The sequence below is a fragment of the Gallaecimonas kandeliae genome (assembly GCF_030450055.1).
Classification (GTDB): Bacteria; Pseudomonadota; Gammaproteobacteria; order Enterobacterales; family Gallaecimonadaceae; genus Gallaecimonas; species Gallaecimonas kandeliae.
In genome coordinates this window covers 2,099,725-2,111,941 of sequence record NZ_CP118480.1, presented here as the reverse complement: position 1 = coordinate 2,111,941, position 12,217 = coordinate 2,099,725, and the positions used below count along the sequence as shown (strand labels likewise).

Here is a 12,217-nt window from a genome sequence, read left to right as displayed (position 1 = left end):
GGATGAAATTAGCAACATTGAAAGACGGCAGCCGTGACGGCTGCCTGGTGGTGGTAAGCCGTGACCTGACCAAAGCCGTCAAGGTCCCTGCCATCGCCAAGACATTGCAGGCGGCCCTCGACGACTGGTCTGTCGCCAAGCCCAAGCTCGAAGAGGTCTACCAGGCCCTGAACGCCGGCAGCGTCGAAGGCGCCGTCGCCTTCGATGAGGCCCAGTGCGAATCGCCGCTGCCCCGCGCCTACCAGTGGGCCGACGGCTCCGCCTACGTCAACCACGTCGAGCTGGTGCGCAAGGCCCGTAACGCAGAGATGCCTGAAACATTCTGGACCGATCCTTTGATGTACCAGGGCGGTTCCGACAGCTTCATCGGCCCCCGTGACGTCATCCCCATGGGGTCCGAGGACTGGGGTATCGACTTCGAATCCGAGGTGGCCGTCATCACCGGCGACGTCCCCATGGGCGTCAGCGTCGAAGAGGCCGCCAAGGAAATCCGCCTCTTCATGCTGGTCAATGACGTCTCCCTGCGCGGCCTCATTCCCGGCGAGCTGGCCAAGGGCTTCGGCTTCTTCCAGTCCAAGCCCTCCAGCGCCTTCTCGCCGGTGGCCATCACCCCGGACGAACTGGGCGACAAGTGGCAGGACGGCAAGGTCCACCTGCCCCTCATCACCCACCTCAACGGCCAGCTGTTCGGCAAGCCGGACTGCGGTGTCGACATGACCTTCAACTTCCCGACCCTGGTGGCCCACGCCGCCAAGACCCGGCCGCTCGGCGCCGGCGCCATCATCGGCTCCGGCACCATCTCCAACTACGACAGGTCCAAGGGTTCTTCCTGCCTGGCCGAAGTGCGGATGCTGGAAACCATCGAACATGGGGCGCCCAAGACGTCCTTCATGAAATTCGGTGACCGGGTACGGATTGAAATGCTGGACGACAATGGCGACAGCCTCTTTGGCGCCATCGACCAGCAGGTGGTCAAGCACGGATGAAGCTGCACGGCTATTGGCGCTCATCCGCAGCCTACCGGGTGCGGATCGCCCTGGCCCTGAAGGGCATCGACTACCAGCAGGTGCCGGTGCACCTGGTCAAGGACGGCGGCCAGCAGCACAGCGCCGGCTATCGCGCCTTGAACCCGGCCGAGCTGGTGCCCTGCCTGGAAAACGAAGGCCTGGCTTTGGGCCAGTCCCTGGCCATCCTCGAATACCTCGAGGAAACCCAGGGTGGCCCGGCGTTGCTGCCGGCCGAACCAGGCCCCCGGGCCCTGGTGCGGGCCTTCTGCCAGGATATCGCCTGCGACATCCACCCCCTCGACAACCTGCGGGTGCTGCAGTACCTCAAGGGCGAGATGGGGGTGAGCGATGAGCAGAAGGATAGCTGGTACCGCCACTGGATAGCGGTGGGCTTTGCCGCCCTGGAGCAGCGCTTGGCGAAGACGGCGGGCCAGTACTGCTTCGGCGATACCCTGACCCTGGCCGACTGCTGCCTGGTGCCCCAGGTCTACAACGCCAGGCGCTTCAACCTGGATCTGGGCCCCTATCCGACCCTGGTGGCGGTGGCCGAGCGGTTGGAGGCCCTGCCTGCCTTCATAGCGGCGGCGCCGGAAAACCAGCCGGACGCCCAGTAAAGTCCTTATAAAACGCCGGCTTAATGCCGGCGTTTTTCTTCCCTTCCCCCGCCTGACTGCTAACCTCAAATCGACACCTGATTTTGAGGCGGACCATGGCGGCATCACCTTTATCCCTGCGTTCCCGGCTTTTCCTTGGGGCCCTGGTGGCCCTGCTGGTGCTGACGGTACCGGCCCTGGTCGGCAATATCCGGCACCGGAGCGACCGCAGCCCAGAGCAGATGGTGGAAAGGCTGGTGCTGACCCTGGACACCGCCAAGGAGGTGGCGGATCACACCGCCAGGGTGCTGGAACTCAATGGCGGCGGCAGCACCGACTTCCGCTGGGCCCTGGTGCGCCAGAATGTCCAGAGCCAGCCCATGGTGTTTGGCTCCACCATCTCCTACCTGCCGGAGCATGCCCCGGATCCCAAGGTGCCCACCCCCTATGCCTACCGCTCCGGCCAGAAGATCCAGACCCTGGATCTGGTGGATTCCTACGACTACACCCACGGCTATCCCTGGTTCTCCGAGCCGCTGCGGCTGCGCCAGCCGGTGTGGAGCCCGCCTTATTTCGACGAGGGCGGCGGCAATGTCTGGATGATCACCTATTCGGTCCCCTTCTTCGACGGCGAGACGGCCCTGGGGGTGGTGACTGTGGATGTCACCATCGACTCCCTGGTGGCGGCGGCCGGTGGTGAAGGGGTGCTGCTGACGGGCCCAGATGGCCGCCACCTCAACAACTCTCCGCTGTCCGACAGCACTCCGGCCCTGCCGCTGGGGGATACTGGCCTCAAGCTGCACCTGGCCCCGGCCAGGATCAGCTTCAACTGGCCTTTGTTGCTGACCCTGGCCAGCGCCCTGGTGCTGGGGGCAGTGGGGCTCTGGGTGTGGATCAGCTTCCAGACCCGGCCTGTGTTCCGCCTCGGCAGGGCCTTCAAGGGGCTGCAACTGGGGCTGGCCACCGAGGCCCTGCGGGAAGAAGGCACCCCTGAGCTGGACGCCATCACCCAGGTCTTCAACAAGCTGCGCCGAGGCAGCGGCCTGTCCGAGCAGGGGGAACTGGAACAGGCCCTTTTAGCCAACCTGCCGGGGGTGGCATTGCGCCGGGGCCCAGAAGGCCAGGTGCTGGCCATCAACGAGAAATGCGGCCGCCTGCTGGGCTACAACGCCAAGGATGTGCTGGCCAGCCATTACCTGGACGGCAGCCGCGGCGCCGTCGACGAGGACCAGCAACTGCTGGCCGCGGCGCTCGGGCAGCAACAGGGCTACGAGCTACGCTACCGGCTGCGCCACCCCAGCGGCCGCCTGCTCTGGGTGGAGGAGCGGGGCATGCCGGTGCTGGGCCCTGAAGGCCAGTGGCTGGGCTTTGACTGCCTGTTGCTGGATATCACGGCCCGCCAGGAAGATCACCTGCGGCTGGCCAGGCGCGAGCAGCTGCTGGACAACCTGTTCCGGGCGGTGCCGACGGGCCTACTGACCCTGGACGGCCGCGGCAAGGTGCTGGCCACCAATCCAGCCTTGTCGGGCCTCCTTGGCTGCGAAGAACCGGATCTCCAGGGCGCCAACTTCATCAGCCTGCTGGCGCCGGAAGAGCGCGGCGCCATGCAGGGCCAGCTGCAGGCCCTGATGGAAAACCAGGCCAGCCTGGCCTGGGAGGGGGAGCTGATCGGCCACAGTGGCCCCAGCCGCTGGGTGCAGGTGGCGGGCCGGCGCATCGATCGGGAGCTGGCGATACTGGTGGTGACCGATCTCGACGAGCGGCGGGCCATGGAGAAGGCCGTAGGGGAGGCCCGCGAGGCGGCCGACGAGGCGTCCAAGGCCAAGAGCGATTTCCTGGCCAACATGAGCCACGAGATCCGCACCCCCATGAATGCCATCCTCGGCTTCACCCAGCTGGCCATGGAGCAGGGCCAGGGTGGCGAATACCTGGCCAAGATTGACCAGGCCGCCCAGACCTTGCTGCGCATCATCAACGACATCCTGGATTTTTCCAAGATAGAGGCGGGCAAGCTGGACATAGAGCAGGTACCTTTCCGCCTCGACGGTAGCCTGCAGCAGCTGCGGGATCTCTTTGCCGACAAGGCCCGCGACAAGGGCGTGGAGATCATCTTCAACGTCGCCCCCGAATGCCCCACCCATCTCAAGGGCGACCCGCTGCGCCTGGGGCAGATCCTCATCAACCTGGTGGGCAACGCTCTCAAGTTCACCGACAGGGGAGAAGTGGTGGTGGGGGTGAATCCGAGCCAGCAGGCCGGTGCTCAGCGGCTGCTGTTCAGTGTCCGCGACACCGGCATCGGCATGACGCAGGAGCAGGTGGCCAAGCTGTTTTCCGCCTTTTCCCAGGCCGACAGCTCCACTACCCGCCGTTTCGGCGGCACTGGCCTGGGCCTTGCCATCAGCCAGCGGCTTTGCCAACTGATGGGTGGGGAGCTGGAGGTGCGTTCCGAGGCCGGCAAGGGCTCGGTGTTCAGTTTCAGCCTGCCTCTGGAGGTGCTGGATCAGGAGCGCATCGGCGCCGAGGTGGAATCCCTCAAGGGCAAGCGAGCCCTGGTGGTGGACGACAACGACACCCACCTGGCGGTGCTTGAGCGCCAGTTGGAGGCCTTCGGTTTGACGGTGCGCAGCGTCGACAGCGGCGAGAAGGCCCTGGCGGCCCTGGCGGAGACGCTGCCGGATCTGCTGCTGCTGGACTGGCAGATGCCGAAGATGGACGGCCTGGAGCTGCTGGCCCTGCTGAAGGAAAGGCAGCTGGAGCCCAAGGTCACCATCATGGTGTCCGCCTTCAATGACGACAAGCTCAATGGCCAGGCCCTGGCCCTGGGAGCCAGGGAAGTGCTGCTCAAGCCGGTCAGCCCCTCCACCTTGCATGACAGCCTGGCGGCAGCCTTCGGCGCCGGCAACGGCCGCCCCGTGCTGCGCAACCAGAGCGCCAGGACCACCCGTTATCCCGACCTGCGCGGCCAGCGCATCCTGCTGGTGGATGACAACGATCTCAACAGGGAAGTGGCGGAGCGCTTCCTGCGCCGCAGCCAGGCCGAAGTGGTGGTGGCCAAGGACGGCCAGGACGCCCTGGACAAGCTGGGCGCCAAGGCCGTGGATCTGGTGCTGATGGACTGCCAGATGCCGCTGATGGACGGCTTCGAAGCCACCAGGCGCATCCGTCAGGAGCCCAGGTGGCAGGACTTGCCGGTGATCGCCATGACCGCCAACGCCATGGAGGGGGACCGCCAACGTTGCCTGGATGCCGGTATGAACGATCATGTGGCCAAGCCCCTGGACGTGCAGCTGATGTTCGAGGTGATAGGGCACTGGCTGGGCAGGCCCCTGGAGCTGGCCGCAGAAAATGGGCTGGCACAGGGCGACTGGCCAGATGCCGAAGGCCTGGACGTGGCCCAGGGCCTGCAACGGGTGCTGGGGGACGAAGAGCTGTACAGACGCATACTGGTGCGTTTTGCCGAGCAGGCCGAAGGGCTGCTGGCGCCGGCCGATCAGCAAGAGCAGGCTCGTAACCTCCATACCCTCAAGGGGCTGCTGGGCAACCTGGGGGCCGAAACTCTGATGGGCCGCGCCGCCGAGCAGGAAACCTTGCTCAAGGCCGGCGACGACAGCCAGCTCGGCGCCTTCGCCGATGCCGTGCGGGCCCTGGTGGCGGCCATAGAGGCCTGGCGGCCCAAGGAGCAGGAGGTAGCCGGCGCCAAGCTGGACACGGCCACCCTGGCAAGGCTGGCGTGCTGGCGCGAGCCCATAGCCCAGGCCGATGCCGCCGTGCTGGATGAGCTCTCGGCCCTGCTCAAGGAACAACCGGCCCTGGCCGGTAGCCTGGCACCGATGAAGAAGGCGCTGGAGGCCTTTGATTTCGATAAGGCCATGGCCCTGCTGGACGGCCTGGAGGAGCAAGCATGAACCCCGCGACACTGTTGCTGGTGGACGACGTACCCGAAAACATCCACGTGTTGCGCGAGGCCCTCAAGGACAGTTACCAGATCAAGGTGGCGACCAGTGGCGAGAAGGCCCTGGCCTTGGCCAGGACAATGCCGAGGCCGGATCTGATCCTGCTGGACGTGATGATGCCGGGCATGGACGGCTGGACCGTCTGCAAGAAACTCAAGGCCGATCCCATGACGGCGCCGGTGCCGGTGATCTTCGTTACCGCCATGGGGGAAGTGTCGGACGAGTCCAAAGGCTTTGCGGTCGGCGCCGTGGACTACATCACCAAGCCCATCAGCCCGGCCATAGTGCGGGCCAGGGTCGCCACCCACCTGCGCCTCTACCAGCAGGAAAGGGCCCTGGAGGCCCTGGTACAGAAGCGCACCGAAGAGCTGGAGGCGACGAGGGAAGCGGTGATCATGCGCCTGGGAAGGGCCGCCGAATACAAGGACAACGAGACCGGCATGCATGTGCGGCGCATGAGCCATTACGCCTATGAGCTGGCCCTGGCCCTGGGGCTGCCCGAGGACTGGGCCAAGGTGCTGCGCACCGCTGCCCCCATGCATGACGTGGGCAAGATAGGGATCCCCGACGCCGTGCTGAAAAAGCCGGCCCAGCTCGATGAAGGCGAGTGGCAGGTGATGCGCCAGCATCCGGCCATAGGGGCCGAGATCCTGGCCAACGACGACTCGCCGCTTATGACCATGGCCAGCCGCATCGCCCTCTGCCACCACGAGAAATTCGACGGTAGCGGTTACCCCAGGGGTTTGAAGGGGGAGGAGATCCCCCTCGAAGGCCGTATCATCGCCGTGGCCGACGTCTTCGACGCCCTGACTTCAAGGCGGCCATATAAGGAGGCCTGGTCCATCGAGGATACGGTGGCTTTCCTCGATAAGGAGTCCGGCCACCATTTCGACCCCAAGGTGGTCAAGGCCTTCGCCCAGGTGCTGCCCAAAGTGCCGGCGATCCGCCAGGCCTTCTCCGATGCTGATGCGGCAGCAAGCAGCAAGGCCGATCCACAGGCGCCTCAGTCGAAGGCGTAGCAGTCCATGGCCAGCACCCCGTTGCTGACGCTCTGATGCAGCAGTCTCGCCTTGCCGCCAGCCCCCTGGGCCACCAGCAGCGGCAGGAAGTGCTCGGCGGTGGGGTGGTTCTCGAGAGCCCCCGGCGCCTTTTGCCAGGCCAGCAGCGCCTCGCTGTCTCCCGCCTCCAGTTTCGCCTCTATCCAGCGTTGGAAGGCCAGCACCCAGGCCGGCGCCGGGCTGCCGTCCGGCTGCAGGGCCCGCAGGTTATGGGTCAGGTTGCCTGAGGCAAGGATCATCACCTCTTCGGCGCGAAGCGCCGCCAGCTTTTCCCCCAGCGCCACCAGGGCCTGGTTGGGCCAGGTGACCGGCAGCGACAGGCTGAGCACCGGAATGTCGGCGCCTGGGTACATCAGCGACAAAGGCACCCAGGCGCCGTGGTCCAGGCCGCGCTCCACCAGGGTGGCGCCCAGCTCGTCGGCCAGCCGGGCCGCCAGCTCGGGGGCACCGGGGGCGGGGTAGCGGCACTGGTAGAGGGCCGGGGGGAAGCCGTAGAAATCGTGGATGGTTTCCGGCCCTTGGCTGGAACTGACCGCCAGCTCCCGGGTGGCCCAGTGGGCCGAGACCACCACTATCGCCTTGGGCTGATAACGCTCGCCCAGTTCCTTCAGGAAATCATGGGCCGGCCCCGGGGTCAGGGCCAGCATGGGGGAGCCGTGGGAGATGAAGAGGCTGGGTTGCATGCGGTTCTCTCCTCAATGAGGCATGAAAGGAAGCCGCGCCCCTTGGGGCGCAGCCTTGTGCCTTAAGCGAAGCGCTTGCTGAGGACGGCGGCGCCGCCACCCAGGCCTGCCTGCACCAGCAGTACCAGGGTCCAGAAGGCAGGGAATTCCCAGCCGCCGCCGTTGTTGGAGAAGACCCAACCGTTGCCGGCGTGGACCGACAGGGCGCCCAGCAGCACCGGTACCAGGGCCAGGCTCACCCAGCGGGTGTAGACGCCGAGGATCAGGGCCAGGCCGCCGCCCAGCTCCGCCGCTATGGTCAGGTAGGCCAGGAAACCGGGGAAGCCGAGGGATTCGAAGTAGCCCACTGTGCCCGGTACTGTGAAGACGAAGATCTTCAGCAGGGCGTGGGACAGGGTCATGACGCCCAGGGACAGGCGCAGCAGGGTAGTGGCGTAGGCTTGCATGATGTGTTCCTCAAAGTTGGATGCTTGACGTCCTTCACTCTAGCCTCCAACTGATTGGGGATAATCATGCCCATTGGAACAACATTGGTTCCTATTTGGAGATAATATCTTTCTCCCAGTAGGGCGGGTTGCCCCAGCTCTCGGCCAGGAAGTCCAGGAAGAGGCTGACCTTGGCCGGCAGGTGGCGCCGGGCCGGGTAGATGCCGTAGACGCCGAGGCGCCTGTCCAGCTGCCCCGCCAGCAAGACCCGTAGGCGGCCGCTGTGGATGCTGTCTTCCACCAGGAAGCTGGGCTGGAAGGCGATGCCCAGGCCCGCCTCCGCGACATGGGTCAGCACCTCGCCGTTGTTGCTCTCCAGGGGGCCGTCCACGGTCAGGGTCCTGTCGCCGAGCTGCCAATGGGTGCTGCCGCCACTGCCGCGGTACTTGAGGCACTGGTGCCCGGCCAGGTCGTCGACGCTCTGGGGCTCGCCTTTGGCGGCGATATAGGCGGGGGCGGCGCAAAGCAGCATGCGGCATTGGGTCAGCTGCCGTGCCACCAGGCTGGAGTCGGGCAGGGTGCCGATGCGGATGGCCAGATCGTAACCTTCTTCCAGCAAGTCCACCCGCCTGTCGTTGAGATCCAGCCGCACCTCCAGCTCAGGGTGCTGGGCCATGAAGCGCGCCACCAACGGCGAGAGGTGGCGGGTGCCGAAGGACATGGGGCCATTGATGCGAAGGCGGCCCCGCACCTGGTCCAGGCCCTGGCCCAGCTCGGCCTCTGCCTCGCCTATGGATTGCAAAATGCCCTGGGCCCGGGCCAGGTAGTGTTCGCCTGCTTCTGTGAGGTGCAGCCGGCGGGTGGTGCGCTGCAAGAGCCGCACCTTGAGGTGCTCTTCGAGCTGCAACACCAGCTTGGAAAGCTGGGTGCGGGAGATGTCCAGCTGCTCGGCGGCGCGGGTATAGCTGCCGCATTCGGCCACCTTGACGAAGGCTTCCATGGCCGAGAGCAGGTTCATGAGGCGCCCTGCGGCTTGGCCTCGAAGGGCGGTGGCGGGGCGGCCAGAAAGTCGGGCGGGGCCACCAGCTCGAATTCCTCGCCGAAGGCTTTGAAGCGCAGGGCGTAGGCGTGGAGGCAGGTACGCTGGTAAGGGCTGCCGCCGTAGAGCTCGTCGCCGAGGATGGGGGCGCCCAGGCTCTTCATGGCCACCCGCAGCTGGTGGGTCTTGCCGGTCTGGGGCCAGAGCCGGTAGAGGCGCAGCCCGTCCCCCAGGCTCTCGCTGTCGAAACGGGTGACGGCGGGGTTCTGGGCGCTGCGCAGCAGCCGCCAGGCGCCGCGCCTGGCCTTGGCCATATCGCCTTTGATAAGGCCTTGTTTCTTTGAAGGCTTTTTATCGCTAAGGGCCAAGTAACATTTCTGCACCTGGTGCTGTTCGAAGGCCTGGCCGAGGAGGGCGGCGGCTGCGGCATCTCGGGCGAAGAGGATGAGGCCGGTGGTGACCTTGTCCAGGCGGTGTACCGGCCAGAGCTTGCAGCACAAGGCCTCTTCCACGGCCACGAAAAAGCCCGGGCCCTCTTCGGCGTGAAAGCTCATGGGGGCGCATTTGTTGACCACCACGAAACGGGGGTGGTCCAGCAGCAGTTCAAACAAAGGCCAGCTCCTCGAGTTGGTGGAAAAGGGCGAAGTCCTTGAGGGCCTTGTTAAAGCTGCCTTCCAAGGCGCTGCCGGGCTTTTGCAGCCAGTGCAGGGCCTTGACTTGCAGCTGGCCCTGGCCGCGGTCGGCCTTGAGATCCACCACCCCCTTAAAGCTGTCGCCGAAGAGGATCGGCAGGCAGAAGTAGCCGAAGCGGCGCTTGGGGGCCGGCAGGTAGCATTCCAGCTGGTAGTCAAAACCGAACAGCCGGTTCAGGCGCTTGCGCTGCAGCACCAGGGGGTCGAAGGGGGAAAGCAGCCGGACCTTGCGTGGCGGCGCCTTGGGCTCATGGTGCTGATCTTCTGCCAGCAGCAACTCGCCACTGCGTTCGATGAGCTCGCCGCTCTTAAGCATGGCCGCCACCGCCATTTTCACCAAGGGGCCGTCGCCCTTGCGCAGGTAAGCCATTTCCTCGGCCTTGCCTAGGCCCTGGCAGCGCAGGAAGCCGCGCACCAGGTAGCGGCCGTGCTCCAGATCACTGGCCCTGGTGGTCTGAATATGGCTTGGCAGCACGCGCTCGGGCAGATCGAAGACCTTCTGGAAACCCTCGCGGCGGGTCACCATCAGCTCCCCTTCGTGGAAAAGCTGCTCCAGGGCCTTTTTTTCGTCCGACCATTGCCACCAGCCGCCCTTGGCCCTGACGAAATCCGAGGCCTTGAGGGGGCCCTCGGCACGGATCCTATCCAGCACGAAACGGCACAGCTTGGCGTTCTTCTCGAACCAGTGGCGCTGGCCTTCACGGATGCGATCCATGCGCACCCTGGCATGGGGAAAGGCGTCCATGGGCAGGAAGGCGGCGGCGTGGGACCAGTATTCGAAGATCGCGCGGCTCGCCTCGGCCTTGTCCAGCAGTGGCTCGCGATAGCGGGGCAGGCGGTTGTAAAGCTGGTGATGGTGGGCGCGGCTGATCACCTGGATGGCGTCCAGCTGCAGGGCGCCGAGGTGGCGGATTAGGCCGGGCAGATCCTGCTGCCAGGGGCTGAAAAGGTGCTGGCGTTCCAGCACCAGGGCGCGGGCAAAGTCCATAGAAGCCGTCAAGTCAGATCAATGGCGCCAGCTTACCACAGCCTAAAACCAGCGTCTGACCCTGGCTTTGTAGTCCAGGTAGGCCTGGCCAAAGCGCTCTTCCAGGTGCCGCTCTTCGCGGCGTATGGCCAGCCACCAGAGGCTATAGAGCACGGCCGGCAAAAGCAGCAGGGAAAAGAGGCTCTGCAGCCAGAGCGCCAGCCCCAGGTAAACGAGGCTCAGGCCCAGGTACATGGGGTTGCGTGAGAAGCGGTAAGGCCCCTTGGTGACCAGGGCGTTGGCGTCCTTGGTGGGGATGACGGGGGTCTTGGCGGCCCTGAAGGTCAGCAGGGCCCAGGTGATGACCACCAGGCCCGCCGCCACCAGCAGCCAGACCAGGGGCCGCAAGGGCGCCGGGTAGAGCTGGTCCAATCCCAGGCCGAGCAGGAACCCCAGCACGAACAGCAACGGGGGAGGGAAGCGAATACCGGGACCGGCCATGGTGGGCTCCTTGTGGTTATGGGGTTACTTGTCGCTCCAGACCGCCAGCAGGTTGCCGTCGGGGTCGGCGAAATGGAAACGGCGGCCACCGGGGAAGCTGAAGATGGGGGCTATGATACGCCCGCCCTCGGCCTGCACCTGCTGTAGCTTGCGCTCCAGCTCGGGGTGGTAGATCACCACCAGGGGCCGGCCGGCGGGGATGAAGTTGTCTTGGCGGGCAAAGCCCCCCTTCAGCCTGCCATCATCGAAGCTTGTGTAGTCCGGGCCGTAGTCGGTGAATTCCCACTGGAAGACCTTCTCGTAAAAGGCTTTGATTTTCTTAAGGTCCTGGGCGGGAAATTCGATATAGTCGATGTGGTTTCTCATGGTGGGAACATCCGTTTTCGGTTTTGCATGGAGCATAGTATGAAAGGGATCTTGAGTCACTTCCCGACCTTGGCCATAGGCTTTGGGTTGGCGGCTCTCCCTTCCGTCAAAGCCGCTGCCGTAGCGGCACCTTCAAGACCTGTGACAGTGTTTTTCCTCCATTTCAACACCTGACGAATTGAACCGCACCGGGGCGTCGCTGTCCCTGGCATGAAGAAGTTTGTTACACACATGATAAGGACATCACTCATGAAAGGGATCTTTAGCCATCTCGTAGCCCTGTTGCTGGGCGCCGCCCTGGCCTCGCTTTGGTTCGCCGGACCCGGCGGCCAGCGGCCCAGGCAGGCCGCTGTGATCAGCCAGCCAGGACCCGCCGCTGAGCCGGTGATGAATGCGCCATCTTTTGCGGTTGCCGCTAATCCAAAGGCCGAGGCTAAGAACAACCAGCCTGACAAGGGGCAGGCCGATAAGGTGAAGACGCAGCTCTCGGCGCAACTCGCCGCCCAATTGGCCGCCATGGGGGTGGATGCCGGTGCCATGCCTCCGGCGCTGCCCCATTACAACGATCTGGCGGTTTTTCATAAGGACTTCAAAAGCTTTGCCGATAAGCGGATCGTAGATGAAGCAAGCCAGGCCAACGAAAAAGCGATCTGGGACAGCGTAGCGGCCCTGCAGCAAAAAGTGGATGTGGATATCCAGGATCTTGCCTGCCAGGGCGACCAGAAATGCCTGTTCAGCCTGCGCATTGCCGACGGGGACGATAGCGGCAAGGTGGACCAGTTGCTGATGAACAGCCTGGCCCGGAAGGTCGGGTATGGCTGGTTCACGGCCACCGACTACACGACGCGTCCAAAAAGCGGTGAGCCCTTGATCATGGTGATCCAGAGGGTAAAGAGGGAACAGGTGCAGTCCAAGGAAGCTGGCCGTTAGGGC

Annotated in this window: 12 protein-coding genes; 5 read left to right on the top strand and 7 right to left on the bottom strand. The window is 65.0% G+C overall.

The window, feature by feature from the left end; translation table 11 throughout:
- Positions 1–2 precede the first annotated feature (2 nt).
- The 4 genes from PVT67_RS10425 (at position 3) to PVT67_RS10410 (ending at position 6,572) form a co-directional block, all read left to right on the top strand.
- Positions 3–986, top strand: coding sequence for a fumarylacetoacetate hydrolase family protein (locus PVT67_RS10425; protein WP_301493471.1), 984 nt, complete (start codon positions 3–5; stop codon positions 984–986).
- Positions 983–1,621 carry a maleylacetoacetate isomerase gene (maiA, locus tag PVT67_RS10420; protein WP_301493470.1) on the top strand — a complete coding sequence of 213 codons (639 nt, stop codon included), beginning with the start codon at positions 983–985 and terminating at the stop codon, positions 1,619–1,621. The genes PVT67_RS10425 and maiA overlap by 4 nt, the downstream gene beginning before the upstream one ends.
- Before the next feature lie 95 nt (positions 1,622–1,716).
- A complete protein-coding gene (locus PVT67_RS10415; RefSeq protein ID WP_301493469.1) occupies positions 1,717–5,505 on the top strand; it encodes a response regulator in 3,789 nt (1,262 codons plus the stop codon).
- Positions 5,502–6,572, top strand: coding sequence for a response regulator (locus PVT67_RS10410; protein ID WP_301493468.1), 1,071 nt, complete (start codon positions 5,502–5,504; stop codon positions 6,570–6,572). The genes PVT67_RS10415 and PVT67_RS10410 overlap by 4 nt, the downstream gene beginning before the upstream one ends.
- Here the strand turns inward: PVT67_RS10410 and PVT67_RS10405 are convergent.
- From PVT67_RS10405 to PVT67_RS10375, 7 genes are all read right to left on the bottom strand, one after another.
- A complete protein-coding gene (locus PVT67_RS10405; RefSeq protein WP_301493467.1) occupies positions 6,557–7,294 on the bottom strand; it encodes a dioxygenase family protein in 738 nt (245 codons plus the stop codon). The two genes, PVT67_RS10410 and PVT67_RS10405, sit on opposite strands and share 16 nt — an antisense overlap.
- 62 nt (positions 7,295–7,356) lie before the next feature.
- Positions 7,357–7,740: a DoxX family protein gene (locus tag PVT67_RS10400; RefSeq protein WP_301493466.1), complete on the bottom strand. Its 384-nt coding sequence runs from the start codon at positions 7,738–7,740 to the stop codon at positions 7,357–7,359.
- Between the two features lie 91 nt (positions 7,741–7,831).
- Entirely contained in the window at positions 7,832–8,737 is a 906-nt protein-coding gene (locus PVT67_RS10395) for a LysR family transcriptional regulator (RefSeq protein WP_301493465.1), read from the bottom strand.
- A complete protein-coding gene (locus PVT67_RS10390) occupies positions 8,734–9,369 on the bottom strand; it encodes a TIGR01621 family pseudouridine synthase (protein ID WP_301493464.1) in 636 nt (211 codons plus the stop codon). The genes PVT67_RS10395 and PVT67_RS10390 overlap by 4 nt, the downstream gene beginning before the upstream one ends.
- On the bottom strand, positions 9,362–10,438 hold the full coding sequence (locus tag PVT67_RS10385; RefSeq protein WP_301493463.1) for a winged helix-turn-helix domain-containing protein: 1,077 nt from the start codon (positions 10,436–10,438) through the stop codon (positions 9,362–9,364). The genes PVT67_RS10390 and PVT67_RS10385 overlap by 8 nt, the downstream gene beginning before the upstream one ends.
- A gap of 42 nt (positions 10,439–10,480) precedes the next feature.
- The gene (locus PVT67_RS10380; RefSeq protein ID WP_301493462.1) at positions 10,481–10,918 is read right to left on the bottom strand and encodes a methyltransferase family protein; all 438 of its coding nucleotides are present in this window, start codon (positions 10,916–10,918) and stop codon (positions 10,481–10,483) included.
- 24 nt (positions 10,919–10,942) lie between these two features.
- Positions 10,943–11,284: a VOC family protein gene (locus PVT67_RS10375; RefSeq protein ID WP_301493461.1), complete on the bottom strand. Its 342-nt coding sequence runs from the start codon at positions 11,282–11,284 to the stop codon at positions 10,943–10,945.
- 249 nt (positions 11,285–11,533) lie between these two features.
- Between PVT67_RS10375 and PVT67_RS10370 the strand changes: the two genes are divergently transcribed.
- Positions 11,534–12,214 carry a hypothetical protein gene (locus PVT67_RS10370; RefSeq protein ID WP_301493460.1) on the top strand — a complete coding sequence of 227 codons (681 nt, stop codon included), beginning with the start codon at positions 11,534–11,536 and terminating at the stop codon, positions 12,212–12,214.
- Positions 12,215–12,217 lie beyond the last annotated feature (3 nt).